This window comes from Streptomyces sp. NPDC016845 (assembly GCF_044332585.1).
Lineage (GTDB): Bacteria > Actinomycetota > Actinomycetes > Streptomycetales > Streptomycetaceae > Streptomyces.
Genome location: NZ_JBIRPI010000003.1, coordinates 398541 through 416988, shown reverse-complemented (window position 1 = coordinate 416988; position 18448 = coordinate 398541). Strand labels below are relative to the sequence as shown.

General features: G+C 71.2%; 20 protein-coding genes. 6 read left to right on the top strand and 14 right to left on the bottom strand.

Annotated elements, in window-relative coordinates; genetic code table 11:
* The first annotated feature begins 52 nt into the window (after nt 1-52).
* Entirely contained in the window at nt 53-595 is a 543-nt protein-coding gene (locus ACH4RC_RS12240) for a PPA1309 family protein (protein WP_398198749.1), read from the top strand.
* Between the two features lie 119 nt (nt 596-714).
* Here the strand turns inward: ACH4RC_RS12240 and ACH4RC_RS12235 are convergent, their stop codons facing one another.
* From ACH4RC_RS12235 to ACH4RC_RS12220, 4 genes are all read right to left on the bottom strand, one after another.
* Nucleotides 715-1803, bottom strand: a complete 1089-nt coding sequence (locus tag ACH4RC_RS12235) for a PDZ domain-containing protein (RefSeq protein WP_398198747.1) — start codon at nt 1801-1803, stop codon at nt 715-717.
* 116 nt (nt 1804-1919) lie between these two features.
* A complete protein-coding gene (locus ACH4RC_RS12230) occupies nt 1920-2120 on the bottom strand; it encodes a hypothetical protein (RefSeq protein WP_398198746.1) in 201 nt (66 codons plus the stop codon).
* 124 nt (nt 2121-2244) lie between these two features.
* Nucleotides 2245-2709 (bottom strand): molybdenum cofactor biosynthesis protein MoaE, encoded by a 465-nt coding sequence (locus tag ACH4RC_RS12225; protein ID WP_398198744.1) that lies wholly within the window; start codon nt 2707-2709, stop codon nt 2245-2247.
* A gap of 272 nt (nt 2710-2981) precedes the next feature.
* The gene (locus ACH4RC_RS12220) at nt 2982-4097 is read right to left on the bottom strand and encodes an SDR family oxidoreductase (RefSeq protein WP_398198741.1); all 1116 of its coding nucleotides are present in this window, start codon (nt 4095-4097) and stop codon (nt 2982-2984) included.
* A 192-nt stretch (nt 4098-4289) separates the two neighbouring features.
* Between ACH4RC_RS12220 and ACH4RC_RS12215 the strand changes: the two genes are divergently transcribed.
* On the top strand, nt 4290-5831 hold the full coding sequence (locus ACH4RC_RS12215) for a zinc-dependent metalloprotease (protein WP_398198739.1): 1542 nt from the start codon (nt 4290-4292) through the stop codon (nt 5829-5831).
* Nucleotides 5828-6352 carry an NUDIX hydrolase gene (locus ACH4RC_RS12210; protein ID WP_398198736.1) on the top strand — a complete coding sequence of 175 codons (525 nt, stop codon included), beginning with the start codon at nt 5828-5830 and terminating at the stop codon, nt 6350-6352. The genes ACH4RC_RS12215 and ACH4RC_RS12210 overlap by 4 nt, the downstream gene beginning before the upstream one ends.
* A gap of 140 nt (nt 6353-6492) precedes the next feature.
* Here the strand turns inward: ACH4RC_RS12210 and ACH4RC_RS12205 are convergent, their stop codons facing one another.
* The 4 genes from ACH4RC_RS12205 to ACH4RC_RS12190 all read right to left on the bottom strand — a co-directional run bounded on the left by ACH4RC_RS12205 (nt 6493) and on the right by ACH4RC_RS12190 (nt 10321).
* Nucleotides 6493-7248: an AIM24 family protein gene (locus ACH4RC_RS12205; protein ID WP_398198734.1), complete on the bottom strand. Its 756-nt coding sequence runs from the start codon at nt 7246-7248 to the stop codon at nt 6493-6495.
* 17 nt (nt 7249-7265) lie between these two features.
* Nucleotides 7266-7946 (bottom strand): AIM24 family protein, encoded by a 681-nt coding sequence (locus tag ACH4RC_RS12200; protein ID WP_398198731.1) that lies wholly within the window; start codon nt 7944-7946, stop codon nt 7266-7268.
* An 11-nt stretch (nt 7947-7957) separates the two neighbouring features.
* Complete coding sequence (locus tag ACH4RC_RS12195; RefSeq protein ID WP_398198729.1) at nt 7958-9610, bottom strand: TerD family protein; 1653 nt, start codon at nt 9608-9610, stop codon at nt 7958-7960.
* A gap of 114 nt (nt 9611-9724) precedes the next feature.
* Nucleotides 9725-10321, bottom strand: a complete 597-nt coding sequence (locus ACH4RC_RS12190; protein WP_398198728.1) for a M48 family metallopeptidase — start codon at nt 10319-10321, stop codon at nt 9725-9727.
* A 218-nt stretch (nt 10322-10539) separates the two neighbouring features.
* Here ACH4RC_RS12190 and ACH4RC_RS12185 point away from each other — a divergent pair, with 218 nt between their 5' ends.
* A complete protein-coding gene (locus ACH4RC_RS12185) occupies nt 10540-11703 on the top strand; it encodes a TOMM precursor leader peptide-binding protein (protein WP_398198726.1) in 1164 nt (387 codons plus the stop codon).
* A gap of 67 nt (nt 11704-11770) precedes the next feature.
* Nucleotides 11771-13135, top strand: coding sequence for an ABC1 kinase family protein (locus tag ACH4RC_RS12180; protein WP_398198723.1), 1365 nt, complete (start codon nt 11771-11773; stop codon nt 13133-13135).
* Between the two features lie 18 nt (nt 13136-13153).
* Here the strand turns inward: ACH4RC_RS12180 and ACH4RC_RS12175 are convergent, their stop codons facing one another.
* The 5 genes from ACH4RC_RS12175 to ACH4RC_RS12155 form a co-directional block, all read right to left on the bottom strand.
* On the bottom strand, nt 13154-13357 hold the full coding sequence (locus ACH4RC_RS12175) for a hypothetical protein (protein ID WP_398198720.1): 204 nt from the start codon (nt 13355-13357) through the stop codon (nt 13154-13156).
* Between the two features lie 96 nt (nt 13358-13453).
* The gene (locus tag ACH4RC_RS12170) at nt 13454-13777 is read right to left on the bottom strand and encodes a hypothetical protein (protein ID WP_398198717.1); all 324 of its coding nucleotides are present in this window, start codon (nt 13775-13777) and stop codon (nt 13454-13456) included.
* Nucleotides 13774-14142: a WhiB family transcriptional regulator gene (locus ACH4RC_RS12165; protein WP_361064445.1), complete on the bottom strand. Its 369-nt coding sequence runs from the start codon at nt 14140-14142 to the stop codon at nt 13774-13776. Before ACH4RC_RS12165 ends, ACH4RC_RS12170 begins: the two co-directional genes overlap by 4 nt.
* Nucleotides 14143-14329: 187 nt before the next feature.
* On the bottom strand, nt 14330-14653 hold the full coding sequence (locus ACH4RC_RS12160; protein WP_398198714.1) for a hypothetical protein: 324 nt from the start codon (nt 14651-14653) through the stop codon (nt 14330-14332).
* A 163-nt stretch (nt 14654-14816) separates the two neighbouring features.
* A complete protein-coding gene (locus ACH4RC_RS12155; protein ID WP_398198711.1) occupies nt 14817-17033 on the bottom strand; it encodes an ATP-dependent DNA helicase UvrD2 in 2217 nt (738 codons plus the stop codon).
* A gap of 161 nt (nt 17034-17194) precedes the next feature.
* Between ACH4RC_RS12155 and ACH4RC_RS12150 the strand changes: the two genes are divergently transcribed.
* Complete coding sequence (locus tag ACH4RC_RS12150; RefSeq protein WP_394430652.1) at nt 17195-17437, top strand: mycoredoxin; 243 nt, start codon at nt 17195-17197, stop codon at nt 17435-17437.
* Nucleotides 17438-17468: 31 nt separating this feature from the next.
* On the opposite strand, the gene nudC is transcribed toward ACH4RC_RS12150, so the two are convergent.
* Nucleotides 17469-18428, bottom strand: coding sequence for an NAD(+) diphosphatase (gene nudC, locus ACH4RC_RS12145; RefSeq protein WP_398198709.1), 960 nt, complete (start codon nt 18426-18428; stop codon nt 17469-17471).
* Between the last annotated feature and the right edge of the window lie 20 nt (nt 18429-18448).

Genomic DNA, 18448 nt, shown 5'->3' with positions numbered 1-18448 from the left:
CACGCTTTACTCAGTTCCCGGTTCGGGGGAGGAACGAGGCAGGATTGTGACCATGTCCAACACTCCCATGGCAGCGAGCCCCCTCACCCGGGCCGTACTCGAGATCGACGAGTACGCCTCCGGCCTCGGCTGGGACCAGCCCGCTCGCCTCTTCGCCCTTGTCGACACCGGTGCCCTGCGCGCCCAGGAACCCGCTCTCGCCTCCCAGCTCGGTCTGGACGGCGAACAGGAGAGCACCGGCTACACCCCCATCGAGCAGGACGAGATCCCCGCGGGCAAGGCGCTGGACGAGTTCCTGGGCACCATCGCCTGGCCGGACGCCGTCGTGGGCTGCGCCCTGACGGTGGAGCGCCTCATGCTGCCGCCGTCGGCGGAGGCAGGCGTCCCGGAGGGCCTGAGCGAGAAGAAGCTGGCCGCCTGGGTCGCCGAGCACCCGGACCGCCAGGAGGTCCGTATGACGGTCGGCGTGCTGCGGGACGGCACCCGCGACTCCGCGCTGCGGCTGCGCGGGAAGGACTCCGCGACCGAGGTCCTGACCGGCTCGCGGCTGGTGCCGGGGCTCGCGGAGGCACTGTCGGCGACGTTCGCGGACTGAGGTCCGAGGTTCGCGGACCGAGGTTCTGAAATGCAGACGTTCGCGGACTGCGCGGACTGAGGTTCAGGGGCGCGCCGGAGATTCCGGCGCGCCCCTGACGTACTGACGCGTCGCTCTGGTCAGCTCTTCGTCGTGCACTTCGGCAGGGCGGCGGTGTTCCCGCTGCGGATGTCCTTCAGTGCGTCCATGGCGTCGTCGATGGTGTCCACCTTGACGAGCGTCAGGCCGTCCGGGGTGTCCTTCGCGGCGGTGGCGCAGTTGTCCTTCGGCGTCAGGAAGTACTGCGCGCCCTTCTGCCGGGCGCCGACGACCTTCATGCCGATGCCGCCGATGGGACCGACCTTGCCGTCGTCGTCGATGGTGCCGGTGCCGGCCACGAACTTTCCGCCGGTCAGGTCGGTCGGTGAGAGCTTGTCGACGATGCCGAGGGAGAACATCAGGCCCGCGCTGGGCCCGCCCACGTCGGCGAGCTTGATGTCGATCTGGAACGGGAAGGTGTGGTCGGTCCCGGCCTGGATGCCGACGATGGCGCGGTCGTCCTCGGCCTTGGCCGTCTTGATGGTGACCTTCTCCGTGCGGGTCGCCTCCTTGCCCTCCTTCTCGGCGGCGGCGGCCTCCTTGGCGGGCACGACGGTGAAGACGACGTTCTCGCCGGCCTTGTGCTTGGTGACCAGCTTCGCGACGTCGGCGGGCTTGGTGACCTTGGTGCCGTCGACCGCCTTGACGACGTCACCGGCGTGCAGCCTGCCCTGCGCGGGGCTGTCCTTGACGACCGTGGAGACGATCACCCAGGACTTCACGGGGATCATCAGCTCGTTCAGGGCGGCGACCTTGGCGCTCTCCTGGGACTGGCTGAACTCCTCGGCGTTCTCCTGCGAGGACTGCTCCTCGGTCTGGCCGTCCGGGTAGAGCGTGTCGTGCGGGACGACGATGTTGTCGTGCGCCAGCCAGCCGTAGACGGCCGAGACGAGGTTCATGTTGAAGTCGGCGCTGGTGACGCGGACCGTCGTCATGTTCAGATGGCCGCTGGCCTCGTACGTCTTGTGCCCGGAGATCTGGATCACCGGTTCGCCCTCGTGGTCCCCGAGGGTGTTCACCGTCGGACCCGGCGACATCTCCGCGTAGGGCACTTTGATGAGCACACCCGCGCAGAGCAGCGCGATCAGCAGCAGAGTCGAGGCGAGCATCGTCGCGGTGCGGCGTGGCATGGAACGACAGTACGGGACGTGTCTGTCGGCGCACCTGTGGGGCCGGAGCGTGCGGGGTCGGAGCGTGCGGGGCCGACCGTACGGGACCCGTGCATCGTCGGACCCGGGTGTCGGTCTCAGGCCCCGGAGTCGGATCTCTCCAGGGCGTCGGCCCGCTCGATGGCCTCTCGCTTCTCCATCGCCTCGCGGAAGCGCGCGTAGCCGTCGAGCTCGCTGTGGTCACCGGTCTGCGTGCGGCGCCGGCCCGCCCAGGAGCCCCACAGAGCGGCTCCGACCCCGGCGATGACCGGAATAAGCAGCCACATGAGCGCCCCCATGCCGACCTCCCGATCCCGTGTGCGACCGCAATTGACTGATCAGCAGACTAACCGCCCTGGGTGTCAACCGTCACAGCAGGGGTGCCGTTTCGCAACCGGAATTACACGGAGGGCACAACGGGCGTCAGCAGGCTCCGACCCACTCCTCGGTCCCGTCGGAGAGCGTCTGGTGCTTCCAGATGGGCACCTCGTGCTTCAGGTCGTCGATGAGTTTGCGGCACGCCTCGAAGGCCTCTCCGCGGTGCGGGCACGAGACGGCGACGACGACGGCCAGATCGCCCACGGTCAGGTCGCCGATCCGGTGGACGGCCGCGAGGGCGCGCACGGGGTACTCGGCGACGACCTTCTCCGCGACGCGCCGCATCTCCGCCTCGGCCGTCGGGTGGCACGAGTAGCCGAGCCGGTCCACGTCGGCCCCGCCGTCGTGGTTGCGCACCGTCCCCACGAAGAGCGCGGTGCCGCCCGCCGCGTCGTCCCCGACGGCCCGGAAGACCTCGTCGAGGGAGAGCGGCGTCTCCCGGACGGCGCACAACCTGATCGGGTCCTGTGCCGCCTGCTCGCCTGGGTGGTCGTGCTGGGTGGGTGCCATGCGCTCATCGTGCCGTACGCCGCCGACAACCGTGAATAGCGCTTTCACCCGGCACGCGCGCGTGGCGCATTGGAGCCTTCTACAGTCCCACGTGAGCCTTTCTTGGTGCCGCGTGAGCCTTCCGCGGTGCCCGTGTCCCGGGTAAACCTTTTGCGGTGCCGCGTGGGCCTTCCGCGGTGCCCGTGTCCCGGGTAAACCTTTTGCGGTGCCGCGTGGGCCTTCCGCGGTGTCGGGTAGGCCTTCCCGCGGTCCCGTGTGCGGCCGCGCGGGTCTCAGATGCGCCGCCGCGCCTTGCGCACCCGCCGGACCACCGCCGCCGTACCGAGGAGCGCCACCGTCGCGCCCGCGGCCCCCGCCGCCGTCGCGTCCTTGCGGCCGAGGCGGCGGCCCGCGACCGTGCGCCGCCCCGCGACCTCCTCGAGGAGTTCGGCGAGGACCTCCTCGTTGGTCCACCGGGGACGCCACCCGGCGTCGTGCAGCCTGCTGCCGCTGACGACCCAGGGGTACATCGTGTAGGCCAGGTCGCCGGCCGGGGAGGGCGTGAGGCCGATGCGGTGCAGTCGCGCGGCGGCGCCGAGCGCGACGGCCGACGGCAGCTCCATGCGCCGGATGCCGCTGAGCTCCTCGACCTCCTCCTGTTCCAGCCAGCCGTCGCAGCCGACCGCGAGCTCACCGTCGACCTTCTCCAGGACCGCGTGCTCCAGGGCGCTGCACAGGTCCTCCACGTGGCAGAACTGCCAGGCGGGCCGCGACCCGGCCACCACGAGGAGGCGCGGCGACTCGAAGTAACGCGTCAGGGCCGTGTCGGTACCGCCGCCCACGAGCACGGCGGGGCGCACCACGGTCACGTTGAGCCCGGGGTGGGCGCGCGGGGCGCGCCGGGCGAGCCGCTCGATCTCCAGGAGGTCGCCGACGCCGGTGGCCTCCGCCGTGGCGCGCAGCTCGGCGTCCTCGGACAGCGGCAGCTCATTGTCGTCGAGCGCGCCGTAGACCATCGCCGAGGTGCACAGCACGACGCGGTGCACCCCGGCCGCGGCGGCCGCGGTCAGCACGGTCTGGGTGCCGCGCACGTTGTACGCGGTGCGGGCCGCCGGGTCCGACTCCAGGTCGAGGTCGAGCGCCAGGTGGACGACGACGTCCGCGCCCCGCAGCTTCTCGGCGATGGCCGGATCCCGTACATCCAGGACGTGCCAGGTCGCGGAGGCGCACTCGCCGCGCCGCTCGTCGATCGCGAGTACCTGTTTGACGGCGTCGGAGGCGGCGAGCCGCTCGGTGAGCTGGGCACCGACGCCGGACGCGGCGCCGGTGACCGCGACGACGGGGCCGCGTGTGCCGTGACTGGTCGAGGGGTTTCGCGCTGCGCGAACCTGCGGATCTGGGGAACTCACCCGGCGTCTCCAGCGGTTGTCTTCAGTAAGTACGCGTATGACACGTACGTACCAGGAGGCATCCATCCTGCCGCAGGACATCAGTCGGCGAAGCACCGAGGCCCGATCCCGTCACGGTGTCTACGCTGGGTGTGTGTAGTCGGGCAGTCGCCGCCGGGACAGAACCGGTGGCCTTAACAGCCGAGGAATCCCGTGAGTGACACCCCATTTGGTTTCGGCCTTCCGCCGGAGGAGCCGGAGGACGGCGACGAGGGCAAGAAGAAGGGCCAGCAGGGCGGTGGCGGTCAGGGACCTGCCAACCCGCTCGGATTCGGTTTTCCGGGCCTGCCGGGCGCCGGCGGGCCGGGCGGCGCGGGCGGGGACAACCCGTTCGCGGCGATGTTCGGTTCGATGAACCCGAACGATCTGGGGGCGGCGTTCCAGCAGCTCGGCCAGATGCTCTCGTACGAGGGCGGCCCGGTGAACTGGGACATGGCCAAGGACATCGCCCGCCAGACCGTCTCCCAGGGCACGCAGGACGGTGTGAAGGACGCGAGTGTCGGCGCCGCCGACCGCACCGCGGTCCAGGAGGCGGTGCGCCTGGCCGACCTGTGGCTGGACGACGCCACGTCGCTGCCGTCGGGCGCCGGTTCCGCCGTGGCGTGGAGCCGCGCCGAGTGGGTCGAGGCGACCCTGCCGGTGTGGCGCGAGCTCGTCGACCCGGTCGCCGAGCGCGTCGGCCTGGCCATGGGCGACGTCCTGCCCGAGGAGATGCAGGCCATGGCGGGCCCGCTGATCGGCATGATGCGCTCCATGGGCGGCGCCATGTTCGGCTCGCAGATCGGGCAGGCCCTCGGCGTGCTCGCGGGCGAGGTCGTGGGCTCCACCGACATCGGCCTGCCGCTGGCCCCGGCCGGCAAGGCGGCGCTGCTGCCGCTGAACATCGAGTCGTTCGGCAAGGATCTCGGCATCCCCAAGGAGGAGGTCCGCCTCTACCTGGCGCTGCGCGAGGCCGCCCACCAGCGGCTCTTCACGCACGTGCCGTGGCTGCGCTCGCATCTGTTCGGCGCGGTCGACGGGTACGCGCGCGGGATCAAGGTCGACACTTCGAAGCTGGAGGACGTGGTCGGCCAGTTCGACCCGCAGAACCCGGAGCAGCTCCAGGACGCACTTCAGCAGGGCATGTTCCAGCCGGAGGACACCCCGGAGCAGAAGGCCGCCCTGGCGCGCCTGGAGACCGCTCTCGCGCTCGTGGAGGGCTGGGTCGACGCCGTGGTGCACGCGGCCGCCAAGCCGCGCCTGTCGTCCGCCGACGCGCTGCGCGAGACGCTGCGCCGCCGCCGCGCCTCCGGCGGCCCGGCCGAGCAGACGTTCGCGACACTGATCGGTCTGGAGCTGCGCCCGCGCCGCCTGCGGGACGCCTCGCGCCTGTGGGCCTCGCTCACGGACGCGCGCGGGGTGGACGGCCGGGACGGTCTGTGGGAGCACCCGGACATGCTGCCGACCGCCTCCGACCTGGACGACCCGGACGGCTTCGTCCACCGCGAGCAGCTGGACTTCTCGGAGCTGGACAAGATGCTCGGCGAGGCGGCCGGCGGCTCGTCCGCGGCGAAGTCGCCCGAGCGCCCGGCCGACACGGACGGCACCGACCGTTCGGGCGACAAGGACGGCAAGGACGGCAAGGGCGGCACGGACGACACCGGCAGCGAGGACGGAACGGACAGCACCGACGGCAAGGACGACACCGACAAGTGAGCCTGTACGACGACGCGGTCCTCGTGCTGAAGAGCTACGAGGACCAGCCGGAGCTGCGCCAGGCCTACCTGGACCACCTCGCCGCCCACGGTGACGCCGCGATGTGGAAACCCTGCACCGCGGGCCATCTGACGGCGAGCGCGCTGGTGATCGACCCCGAGCGCGGGCGCGTCCTGCTCACGCTGCACAAGAAGCTGCAGATGTGGCTCCAGATGGGCGGGCACTGCGAGCCGGGCGATCCGACGCTGGCCGCCGCGGCGCTGCGGGAGGCGACCGAGGAGTCCGGCATCGCGGGGCTCACGCTCCTTCCGGGCGGCCCGGTCCGCCTCGACCGGCACCCCATCCCGGGGCCCTGCACGCAGCACCTGGACACGCAGTACGCGGCCCTTGCCCCGGCCGGCGCCACGGAGGCCATCAGCGACGAGTCCCTGGACCTGCGCTGGTTCCCGTACGACGAGGTCGCGGGGGTGGCCGACGCGTCGGTGGTGCGGCTGGTGGAGGCGACGAGGGCGCGCCTCTAGCATCCCGCTCACGTGTGGCGTCACGATCACACGATCATGCGTAAGGGGCGGGCACCCATGGTGTCCGCCCCTTACGCGTGCCCTTACGCGTGCCCTTACGCGGCCCTTACGCGTGCCCTTACGCGTGCCCTTGCGGGGCGTCAGCTCCAGACGTTGCCCTGGTTCTGACCGCGGGCGCCCTGCTGCCCCATGCCGTACTGGGCCGCGATCCCCTGCCCGACGGCCGCGTTCTGCGGCGGCAGCAGCTCGCTGGGCTGGACGAGCGCGTAGCCGTGCCCCATGAAGCTGAGCTCCCAGCCCTCGCCGGTGTTGCCGCGCCGCCGCCAGACGCCCGAGGAGTGCGTCTGGGCCTGCATCTGCACCCGTAGCCCGGTCGACCAGGCGACGACGGCGTCCGCGTCGGCGTTGACGTACTTGTCGGGCGTGACCTGGAGCATCAGCGGCTGGCCCGACGTCATCAGGGCGACCTTGCCGCGCCCGGTGATGTTGAGCTGGTACTTGCCGGAGCCGGAGATGCCGAACTGGCTGTCCACGGCGATCACCTCGTGGTGCAGCGTCGAGTCCATCGCGAGGACGTAAGCGCTGTCGACGGTCAGGCCGTCCTGTTCGACATCGACCACATGGATGTACTGGGCGAGGTTCGCGAGGTAGACGGTGCCCTGCCCGTGGCACCGCATCAGGTCGAGTCCTTCGCCTGTGTACGCGCGCGAACTGCGCTGCCCGGACGTCTGGACCTCACCGTCGAACTCCATCAGGCCCTGGTAGGCGACCATGGAGCCCTTGCGGGCGAGGATGTCGTCGTGGCCGTCCAGGGCGACCCGCAGCATCTGCGGGTTCTGCACCGTGTAGCGCTCGTGGGTCTGCTGCTCGTTGTACGCGAAAAGCGGGCTCTGCATGGTGTGTTCGCTCCCCCTCAGCCCCGTGCTCGGAGACGGTCGGTGCTGTCCTCACTGGGCTGTACGACGACGATGCCCTCCCCGGAGAAGCCCATCTGGTAGGCCTCGCCGCTGCCGCGCCCGATGAGCGAGCCGGCTCGGAAGCTGCGCTTGCCCTTCACCTTCAGCGTCGGTGACCAGGCGATGAGCGCGTCGGGGTCGACGTACGTCTCGTCCTCGCCGCGCCCGCAGTCGACGACGATGGGGGTGCCGCGCGAGGTCAGGGCGACGTGCCCCTGCCCGCTGACCTTGATGTTCCACAGGCCCTGCCCCGCGAACTTGGCGAGGCCCTTCACGCGCTCGACGCCCCACTGCAGGTGCGCGTCGAAGGCGAGCAGGTTGGTGCCGTTGACGGAGATCGATTCGCCGCCGAGGTTGATGACGACGACGTCCGCCCCGTAGTCGGCGAGGTACAGCAGACCGTCACCGGAGCACTTCATGAGGGGCGCGCCCTCGCCGGTGATCCAGTCGCGCGCGATCTGGCGCACGGCGGGCGGGTTGGGCTCGTACTGGACGAAGCCTTCGTAGGCGACCATCGAGCCCACGCGCGCGTAGAGGTCGTTTCCGGTCTGCATGGCGACCTTCAGCATGTTGCTGCCGTGGTTCTCCATGCGGGCGGCTGCCGGGGTCGGGGCGAAGCCCGCGAGTGGCTGGTTCATGACGGGCTCCCTCAGACCTCGTACGGCTGGACGACGATGAAGTTGCCGGGTGCGCCCCGGAACTGGAGGTTGACGCTCTCCCCGCTGTCCCCGGGATAGGCGTTGCGGCGCATCCGCACCTGGCTGGAGACGATCGCCTGGGCGGCGGCGGACCAGGCGACGACCGCGTTGCAGTCGGCGAAGGTCGTCGGCGTCACCGGCAGCACGACGGGCGTTCCGTGCGTCTTCACGACGACGGTCCCCGTGCCCTGGAACTGCAGCACGAACAGGGCGCCGCCGGGGATGCCGTGCCCCTCGATCCTGCGCACCTCGTGCTGGAGGCTCTCGTCGAAGGCGAGGACGTTCTCGGCGGAGACGCAGATCGCGTCGCCCTGCAGCTCGATGGGGTGCAGGTAGGTGGCCTCCTCGGCGAGGAAGACCTGGCCGCGTCCGGTGCAGCGCATCAGCTGCATCTCCTGGCCGGTGGCGTTGCCGACAATGCGGCCCGCGAAACCCGCGCCCTTGTAGCTGAACTCGACCTTGCCCTGGTAGAGCACCATGCTGCCCTGCCGGGCGAGCACGGGCTGGTCCCCGCCGGCCCCGAGGTCGACGCGGACCAGCTTCTTGTTCTGCGGCGTCCAGCGCTGCCCGGTGGGCGCCTCGCGGTACTTCTCGAAAGCGGCCGCCACACCCGGCGTCCCGGTCTGCTGCGGGATGCCCTGGGGGGCGCCGTACGGGGATGGAGCGGCGGGCGGCTGTGCGTAGCCGGGCGGCGCGGACGGCGCCTGTGGCGGCTGCCCGTAGCCGGGCGGCAGGCCGGCGCCGCCCTGCCCCGGGACCTGGCCGTACGAGGGCTGTTGCGGTGGCTGCTGACCGTACGGGGCCGGGGCCGGGGGCGGCGGCACCGCGCCCGGCGGTGTGGTCAGCGGCGCGACGACGGTCGGCGCCGCGTGGACGGGGGGCGCGACCGGAGCCGGGGCGGGCGGCGGCGTCTGGGGCTGCGGGCTCTGAGGCGGCGCGGGCGCGGGCGGGGCCGACGGGGCTCCGAAGGCGGGCGGCGCGGGGGCCGGCGCCGGAGCGGGTGCCGTCGGCACGCCGAAGGCGGGCGGCGCGAAACCGGGCGCCTCCGCGGACTGCTGCGGCGCGGCGGGCTCCTCCTCGGCGACCTCTCCGCCGAAGTTCTTCAGCAGGGCGTCCAGACCACCGTCGAAGCCCTGTCCGACGGCGGCGAACCGCCACACGTCCTTCAGGTAGAAGTCGCCCAGCATCACCGCGCGCTCGGTGGAGAACTCGCCCCCGTGGAAGGAGTACCGGGCGACCTCCTCACCACCGGCGACGATGCGGATGTACCCGGGCGCCACCTGCGACATCTGCCCCGCACCGTCGATGGTCGCGGTGAACGACAGCTTGTGGACGGTCGCCGGGATCTTGTCGAGCGTGACGCGGAACGACTCCGTGTCACCGGCCTGCGCGCCGAGCAGCTGGACGGACTCCTCGGGCGTCTTGGGCTGGTTGAAGAAGACGAAGTACCGGTCGTCCGACAGCCGTTCCTCGGCGTCGAGCCCGAAGCAACTGATGTCGAAGGTCAGTCCGGGGCCGGTGATCTGCACGCCGACGTACAGATCCGTACCCGCGGTGAGGTCGCTGATCTTGGCCTTGTGGCCGCGTTGGAATTCCCTGGCCATGCGTAACGACCGTCCCCCATCCCGATGGTGATTGCGTCGCGTCAGGCTAACTGCAAACGCCAGGGGCGGAAGAAGTCGGTACAGCCCTGGTACAGAACCGGGCCAGTGGGACCGTCACTCGCCGCGCGCGGGCGGCAGGTGCGGAAGGCGGTCCGCCGCGACCACTCCTTCGAGGTACCCGCGCGCCCGCTCGGTCCGCGGATACGCCTCCAGGAGCCGCCAGAACCGCGGGCCGTGACCAGGCACGAGGAGATGCGCGAGTTCATGGACGAGCACGTAGTCGACAACGTACTCCGGCATGCCCTGCAACCGGTGCGAAAGACGGATGCTGCCCTCAGCCGGAGTGCACGAACCCCATCGGGTGTTCTGGTTGGTGACCCAGCGCACCGAGGCCGGGCGGGCCTTGCCGTCGAGGTACTGCCCGGAGAGGCGCTGGGCGCGCTCGACGAGTTCGGTGTCGCCGAGGACCCGCTTGCTCTCCTGCGCCGCGAGTTTGTCGAGCATGACGGTCACCCAGCGCTGCTCCTCGGCCTCCGACATCCGGGCGGGGATGAGCACCACGGTGCGGTCGCCCTCGCGGTAGGCGGAGACCGTCCTGCGGCGCCGGGCGCTCCTGCGGACCTCGACCGCGCTCACTCCGGGGCCGCCCGGCGGCGGACTGGTCGTGCTGCGCTGCGGTTTCTTGGCACGGTGCAGAGGGTCGGCGGCCACGCCCCGACGTTACCGGTTGCGCGGTGCGTAAGTCCCGTCTCCGGAACGGTTCGGTGCGCTGCCACGCTGCTCTGTGCGCCGCCTTGGCGCCACCGTTCAACTAGTACGACTATCACCCTCTGCCTGTGGACAACCTTCGGCACGGTTCTCGCCGGGCGAGCATGCTGGCCTTCGACCGGCAGATGATCGACAGACGGCTCGGCACGGGGGACACAGTCATGCATCCGATCTTGAAGCCTGCGTTGCGGCGCGGCTGGCACGACCTGAACACGGTGCAGTTCGGGCTCACCCCGGCGCATGCCGTGGTGCTCGGCCCGGTCGACACGGCCACGGGCAGCTTCCTGACCCTGCTCGACGGGACGCGCGGTGTGCCGCTGCTGCGGGAGGAGGCTCAGCGCATGGGCCTTCTCGACGGCCATGTGGACGCGCTCCTGGAGCGGCTCAGCGGGGCCGGACTGCTCGACGACGCCACGGGTGGTGGCCCGGACGCCGAAGCGCTGCGAAAACGGACAGAGGTGATGGACCGGCTCCGCCCCGATCACGCCGCGCTCACGGTGACCACCGCCGGGCCCGCCGAGGCGGCACAGAAGCTCGCGGCCCGGCACCGCATGCGGGTGCAGGTGCGGGGCGCCGGGCGCGTGGGGGCTCTGGTGGCGTCCGTCCTCGCCGCCGCGGGCGTGGGCCATGTCGATGTGCGGGACGGCGGCTGCGTCGAGCCGTGGGACGTGGCGCCGGGCGGGCAGCCTGCGGAGGCGGTCGGCGAGCGCCGGGACGTGTCGGCACGCCAGGTGGTGCGCGCCTTGGCACCTGCGCGGTCCCCGCGCCCCGACCGGCGCAGGACGCAGGACCTACGGGTGAGCCGGGAGCAGGAGGAGTCCGCGCTCTCCCTCGTGATCATCGCGCCGCGCGACGAACTCGCGGTCCACTCCCCCGCCCCCACGGCCGCCGAGGATCTGATCGCGGCGGGCATCCCTCATCTGTACGCGGGTGTGGTCGAGGCCACCGGGGTCGTCGGGCCCCTCGTCCTGCCCGGCGGCACCGGCTGCGCGCACTGTCTGCTGCTCGGCCGCACGGAGCGCGATCCAACCTGGCCCCGCCTGCTCGCGCAGTGGGGCTCGGGGCAGGCGGGCCGCCAGATCCAGGCGTGTGACCTGGGGCTCGCCACCGCCGTCGCGGGACTCGCCGCGGCTCATGGGCTCGCCTTCCTGGACGGGGAGCTGCCGTCGTCGACCGGGGCGCGCTGGGAGGCGGCCGCACCGGGTCTCGACTGGCACGCCCGGCCGGTCTGGCCACATCCGCAGTGCCCGTGCGGTGCGGGTGAGGGAGGTAACGGGAAGGAGACCTCCGTGGAGCGAGGGCCGCACGACACAATGGCGGTGTAAGCAACGGCTGACGGCGTCATGACGCCTGGGCATGCGCGGCACGGCTGTCCGGTACTTGGAGGGGTGTATGTCTGATCTTCCCCGGAAGGCGGTTACCCGTACCGCCAAGCTGGCCGCACTACCGATCGGCTTCGCCGGCCGCGCGACCTGGGGCATCGGCAAACGCATCGGCGGCAAGTCCGCCGAGATCGTGGGCCGCGAGCTGCAGCAGCGCACGGCCGACCAGCTGTTCAAGGTCCTCGGCGAGCTCAAGGGCGGGGCCATGAAGTTCGGGCAGGCGATGTCCGTCTTCGAGTCCGCACTGCCGGAGGAGGTCGCCGGTCCGTACCGGGCCGCGCTGACGAAGCTCCAGGAGGCCGCGCCGCCGATGCCGACGCGCACCGTACACGCGGTGCTCGAGGAGCGCCTCGGCGCAACGTGGCAGGAGATGTTCCTGGAGTTCGAGGACAAGCCGTCGGCCGCCGCGTCCATAGGCCAGGTGCACCATGCCGTGTGGCACGACGGGCGCGAGGTCGCCGTGAAGGTGCAGTACCCGGGCGCCGGCGACGCACTGCTCTCGGACCTCACGCAACTGAGCCGCTTCGCACGCCTGTTGGGCCCGCTGATACCCGGCATGGACATCAAGCCGCTGATCGCCGAGTTGCGCGACCGGGTGACCGAGGAGCTGGACTACGAACTGGAGGCGCGGGCCCAGCGCGCGCACGCCGAGGAGTTCGCCGACGACCCCGACGTCGTGGTGCCGGACGTCGTGCATCAGAGCGAGCAGGTCCTGGTCACGGAGTGGATCGACGGGACACCGCTCGCCGAGGTCATCAACGACGGGGACAGGGAACAGCGGGACCGCGCGGGCCAGTTGCTGGCGCGGTTCCTCTTCTCCGGCCCGGCGCGCACGGGCCTCCTGCACGCGGATCCGCACCCGGGGAACTTCCGGCTGCTCCCGGACGGCGAGGGCGGCTGGCGGCTGGGCGTCCTGGACTTCGGCACCGTGGACCGGCTGCCGGGCGGACTGCCCGCCACGATCGGCCGCGCCCTGCGGATGACGCTCGACGGCGAGGCGCTCGCGGTCTACGGGATGCTGCGGGAGGAGGGCTTCGTCAGGGAGTCGATCGAGCTCGAACCGGATGCGGTCCTCGACTACTTGCTGCCGATCATCGAGCCCGCGCAGGTCGAGGCGTTCACGTTCACCCGCTCCTGGATGCGCACCCAGGCGGCGCGGATCGCCGATCCCCGTTCCCCCGCTCACCAGTTGGGCAAGCAACTCAACCTGCCCCCGTCGTACCTGCTGATCCATCGTGTGACGCTCAGCACGATCGGGGTGCTTTGCCAGCTCGGCGCCACGGTGCGGCTGCGGGACGAACTGGAGGCGTGGGTACCCGGGTTCGTGGCCGGGGCGGAGGAGGAGCCCGAGCAGGAGTCGGCCGCGGAGGCCTGAGCACCGGCGACGGGCCGGTCACCACCAGTCGGAGTCCAGCCGGGTCTCGATGGCCCTGATGTGCTCACGGGCACAGGAGTCGCACACGTGTCGGCCCACCCCGTCCTCCACGGAGTACGACCAGGTGAGCGGCGTACCCTGCGCGCTCGTGCCGCACCGGGCGCACACCACGTACTGCTGGTGGTTCGGCTGCGCGGAGTCCCCGCCAGGAAGAGACGTCACTCCGCGACGATAACTCCATGGACCGATGATCGTCCGGTACAACGCACCGCGGGGACCGGCCCTTTCGGACCGGTCCCCGCGGTGCTGTGCCGGGTTTCACTGCATGACGGCCTGGGCCAGGGCCCGCCGGGCGCGCAGGGAGGCGCGCTCGGCGCGCCGCTGCATCCGGCGGGCGACCACCAGGCGCAGGGCCTGGCGCTCGGCATGGGCGTCCCGCAGCTGCTCGTGCATATGCGCACGGGCCAGGGCTTCTGGGATGAGTTGCATCTGACGGGTCCTGTTCTGGCGCGAGTCGTTCGCGTCGGACGTGGGAAAGTCTGGGATCGCGGAGCCGGCGGGCTCGCTCGTGGACGGCTTCATCGGGGCCTGCTTCTTGGGGTCGTGCGTCAGGGGGCGGTCGATCGTTCCTCGGGTGTTCATGCCGCGACCGGGTTCTTGCGCGGGCGGCCACGCGGCCGCTTCCGGGCGACGACGACGCCCTGGACGAACAGTTCGCCACCCCAGACGCCCCACGGCTCACGCCGCTCCTTGGCGCCGGCGAGGCAGGCCTCCATCAGCGGGCAGGTACGGCAGAGCGACTTGGCGTACTCGACGTCCGCCGGCGACTCCGCGAAGAAGACCTCGGGGTCGTAGGCACGGCAGGGGACGGGCACGCCGAGGTTCTCGATGGCGTCGTCGAGCGCGGTGAGCGCAGTCAGCGGGTTCAAGGTGGAGTCCTCCGTGGGGACGGGCGGGGGAAGAGGGTCCGAAGGCGGTACGGACGGGGCGTGCGCTTCGAGTTGCACGGTGTTGTCTTCCTCGTCTGGTCGTTCCGGCGGGTGTGCCGGGTGGCGGTGGTGCCGGGTTTTTTTGTTGTCCCGAGGCCCCTTCGAGCTGGCTCCTCGGAAGATCGCTGGTTCTTCCGGGAAAACAGAAGGGCCGCGGATCCCGGGTGGGGTTCCGCGGCCCTGAAGGCGCCGGCCTGATCGTCGATCAGGCTGGATCACTCCAGGGTTCGAGCCCACGGAAGGCCCACATCGTGTGGTGCTGCGTCGTCTGCTTCCGGAATCCGGCACCGGCCGCCGCGAAGGCATAGGCCTGAGCCTCTGCCGCCGCTACTGCTTCCGGTGCCTTGGTCGGTCGCTCATTGCCCTCGCGAATGGGAAGACCCGCGAGAGACAGGCCGGACTCCGGACGCATGGCGCTGACGCCAGACAGACCGGTGCCCAGGTTCGAGAAGCCGAGCAGGCAGGAAGCGACCACCGAGCGATCGGTCATTTTCACGGTGGTGATGGGGCTGGTGTTGATGCTGATCACTGGAATCGCCTCCTCTCGGCGTCTTGGGGACCGGGATGAACCGGTCCGACGGCTTGTAAGTACAGCACGAAACCAGTGCCTCCGAGAAGGCCGCTGCTTTCGTGCTTAAGAACCTATGGGGATCGCTGGGGCATGCGCAAACTATTTTTTCGACGAGTTTGCATCAGTCCCTCTCACCGGCCTCCGCCTCCTCGCCCTCCAGTATCTGACCTGCACAAATGGCCAGCACGTCAGATCCATGGGCCCGAAACTTCCGCACGCCGACGCCCGGGATGCGGGACAGCCCGGCCTCGTCCTCCGGTGCCGCCTCGGCGATCGCGATCAGCGTCTTGTCGGTGAAGACGCAGAACGCCGGCTGGCCGAGAGCTGCCGCCGTGCGGGCACGCCACTCCACGAGCCGCTCGTACACCCCCTCGTCCATGTCCGAGGGGCAGTCCTCGCAGCGCATCAGTTTCATCTCGACCGCTTCGAGCGTGCGCCCGCAGACCCGGCAGCGCGCCACCTTCCGGGCGCCTCTGCGGCGCACCGCGCCCAGCGGCTCGGCAGTGGCCGGCCGCGTCCCGTGCTCGACGCCACCGCGCCCTCCGCCACCGCTCCGGCCGACCGAGCCGGTGGAACCGGGCCGCAGCCCGTCGAGGAAGCGGCTGGCCCTGCGGGTGGGGCGGCCGCCGGGCGAGCGGGACAGCGCCCACGACAGGCTCAGATGGTGGCGGGCGCGGGTCACGCCGACGTACAGCAGCCGGCGCTCCTCCTCGATCTGCTCCTCCGTCTTGGCGTAGGTGATCGGCATCATGCCCTCGGCGAGACCTACGAGGAACACGACGTCCCACTCGAGGCCCTTCGCCGCGTGCAGCGACGCGAGCGTGACGCCCTCGACGGTCGGGGCGTGCTGGGTGGCGGCCCGCTCGTCCAGCTCGGTGACGAAGTCGGCCAGGCCGGCCGCGGGCTCGGCGCGCGCATACTCCTCTGCCAGCCGGGCGAGCGCCGCGAGGGACTCCCAGCGGTCGCGCACGACGCCCGAACCGGCAGGGGGCTCGGTCGTCCAGCCCTCGCCGGAGAGGACCGCTCTGACCTGGGAGGGCAGGTCCACAGCGTCGTCGAGTTCCGTGTCGTTCTTCCCGAAGCGCGCGGCTGCCCGCAGCCTTCGGTGCGCCTTGCGGACCTCGTCCCGCTCGAAGAACCGCTCCGCCCCGCGCAGCTGGTAGGGCACTCCGGCGTCGGCGAGCGCCTGCTCGTAGATGCCCGACTGGCTGTTCGTGCGGAACAGGACCGCGATCTCGCCCGCGGAGACTCCGGAGGCGATCAGCTCGCGGATGCGGCGGGCCGCGCCTTCGGCCTCGGTGGGCTCGTCGGCGTACTCGACGTAGGCCGGCTCGGGTCCGCTCTCGCGCTGCGAGATCAGCTCCAGGCGGTGCTCGGCGGCGCGGCCCCCGGCGCGTGCCAGGACTCCGTTGGCGAGGTGGACGACCTGGGGCGAGGAGCGGTAGTCGCGGACGAGTTTGACGACGGTGGCGTCCGGGTGGCGGGTGCGGAAGTTGAGCAGGTGGTCGGGGGTGGCGCCGGTGAAGGAATAGATCGTCTGGCTGGCGTCACCGACGACGCAGAGGCTGTCCCGGTCGCCGAGCCACAGGTCGAGCAGGCGCTGCTGGAGGGGGCTGACGTCCTGGTACTCGTCGACGACGAAGTGCTGGTACTGAGCCCTGACCTGGTCGGCGATGTCGTGCCGGTCCTGGAGGATGCCGACGGTGAGGAGCAGGACGTCCTCGAAGTCGATGACGGTACGGTCCCGCTTCAGGGTTTCGTAGTTCGCGTAGATCTGGGCGATCTCGGCCGGGTGGCGGACGGTCTCCCGCCCCGCCTTGTGCGCCGCGGCAGCGTAGTCCGTGGGGACGGTCTGGGTGACCTTGGACCACTCGATCTCCCCGGTCACGTCCCGCAGCTCACCGCGGTCGAGACGTACTCCACAGGCGGCCGCCGCGTCGGAGACGAACTGGATCTTGCGGTCGAGGAGCCGGGGCAGCTCGCCGCCGACGGCCTTGGGCCAGAAGAACTGGAGCTGGCGCAGGGCGGCGGAGTGGAAGGTACGGGCCTGGACCCCGCCCGCGCCCAGCTGGCGGAGGCGACCGCGCATCTCGCCCGCGGCGCGGTTGGTGAAGGTGACGGCGAGCACGCTGGCGGGCTGCAGGATCCCGGCGCGCACCCCGTAGGCGATGCGGTGGGTGAGCGCCCGTGTCTTTCCCGTCCCCGCGCCCGCGAGCACGCACACCGGGCCGTGCAGGGCCGTCGCCACGGCGCGCTGCTCGGGGTCGAGCCCGTCGAGCACCTCGTCGGCCGTCTGCGGAACCTGTGGGAACAGGGTGGAGTGCGTTGCTGCTGTCACCCCGCCATGCTGCCAGGTCGGCGGGGACGGATGCGTCGCGTTGTCCACAGGCGGCCGGGGTTAGTCGTACTAATGCGGAGGACGGGCGGGAATGGCGGGCCCGTCGCTTGCGTTCGTCTGATTGCGAACACGCACCCCAGCCCCTAAGGAGCGCGACGAACATGCCGGGCACTGTGACGATGTACAGCACCACCTGGTGCGGCTACTGCCAGCGACTGAAGAAGCAGATGGCGCGCGAGGGCATCGAGTACACCGAGATCAACATCGAGCAGGACCCGGAGTCCGCGGCCTTCGTCGAGAAGGCGAACGGCGGGAACCAGACGGTCCCCACCGTTCTCTTCGACGACGGCTCGACGCTCACCAACCCCTCGCTGGCGCAGGTCAAGCAGAAGATCGGCGTCTGAGGCCCTTACCGGCGAACGTACCGGCGGGCGCTCACAGCGCGTCGCTGGGCTTCGGCAGGGGCTCGCCGTACCAGAGCTCGATCAAGCGGGCCGCAATCGAGATGCCGTAGGGAGGCATGACCTCCCCGGTCTCGAAGGCGGCCCGCAGGTCGTCGCGGGAGAACCAGCGCGCCTCGTGGATCTCGTCACCGTCGACGTTGATCTCCGTCGAGGTGGCGTGGGCCATGAAGCCGAGCATGAGGCTGGAGGGGAACGGCCAGGGCTGGCTGGCCACGTAGGAGACGTCCCCGACGAGGACGCCCGCCTCCTCGAAGACCTCGCGGCGCACCGACTGCTCGATGGACTCCCCGGGCTCCACGAACCCGGCGAGCGTCGAGAAGCGGCCCTCGGGCCAGTGCACCTGGCGGCCGAGGAGGATGCGGTCCTGCTCGTCCATGACCGCCATGATCACCGCGGGGTCGGTGCGCGGGTAGTGCTCCGCCCCGCAGGCCGGGCAGCGGCGGATGTGGCCCGCGGCGGCGATGACGGTGCGTTCGCCGCAGCGGGAGCAGAAGCGGTGCAGACGCTGCCAGTTCTCCAGGGCGACGGCGTGCACCATGAGGCCGGCGTCGCGCTGCGACAGCAGGAGGCCCGCCTCGCGCAGCCCGGCGGGGCGCGCGGACTGGTCCATGCGCCCGGGAAGGCTGTCCTTCTGGAGCGCGAAGTAGCTCACGCCGTCCTCGTCGGTGCCCAGGAAGTAACGGTGGGCCTCGGTGAGGGGCGCTTCGAAGGCCGGGGTCATGACCAGTTCCGTCGCGCCGTCCGGCGTCTCGTCGATGAGCACCTGACCACCGGAGACCACGAAGACGCGGGTCGAGGGGTGGCTCCAGGCCGCGGCGAGCCAGGCCTCGTCGAGGCGGTGGTGTGCGGCGCGGTCGATCCCGCTCGGCGCGGCGAGCGTCAGCGGGCGGCCTGCGGCGAGGTCGGCGGTGCGGTCGGTCCAGGTGGTCACAGGTGCTTCCAACTCCCCCG

Excerpts from the sequence above, each read along its gene's own strand:
- ACH4RC_RS12235 (WP_398198747.1), bottom strand. The coding sequence starts at position 1,803 with ATGCCACGCCGCACCGCGACGATGCTCGCCTCGACTCTGCTGCTGATC.
- ACH4RC_RS12205 (WP_398198734.1), bottom strand. The coding sequence starts at position 7,248 with ATGCAGAGCCCGCTTTTCGCGTACAACGAGCAGCAGACCCACGAGCGC.
- ACH4RC_RS12240 (WP_398198749.1), top strand. The coding sequence starts at position 53 with ATGTCCAACACTCCCATGGCAGCGAGCCCCCTCACCCGGGCCGTACTC.
- ACH4RC_RS12195 (WP_398198729.1), bottom strand. The coding sequence starts at position 9,610 with ATGGCCAGGGAATTCCAACGCGGCCACAAGGCCAAGATCAGCGACCTC.
- ACH4RC_RS12200 (WP_398198731.1), bottom strand. The coding sequence starts at position 7,946 with ATGAACCAGCCACTCGCGGGCTTCGCCCCGACCCCGGCAGCCGCCCGC.
- ACH4RC_RS12230 (WP_398198746.1), bottom strand. The coding sequence starts at position 2,120 with ATGGGGGCGCTCATGTGGCTGCTTATTCCGGTCATCGCCGGGGTCGGA.
- ACH4RC_RS12185 (WP_398198726.1), top strand. The coding sequence starts at position 10,540 with ATGCATCCGATCTTGAAGCCTGCGTTGCGGCGCGGCTGGCACGACCTG.
- ACH4RC_RS12150 (WP_394430652.1), top strand. The coding sequence starts at position 17,195 with ATGCCGGGCACTGTGACGATGTACAGCACCACCTGGTGCGGCTACTGC.
- ACH4RC_RS12225 (WP_398198744.1), bottom strand. The coding sequence starts at position 2,709 with ATGGCACCCACCCAGCACGACCACCCAGGCGAGCAGGCGGCACAGGAC.
- ACH4RC_RS12180 (WP_398198723.1), top strand. The coding sequence starts at position 11,771 with ATGTCTGATCTTCCCCGGAAGGCGGTTACCCGTACCGCCAAGCTGGCC.
- ACH4RC_RS12170 (WP_398198717.1), bottom strand. The coding sequence starts at position 13,777 with ATGAACACCCGAGGAACGATCGACCGCCCCCTGACGCACGACCCCAAG.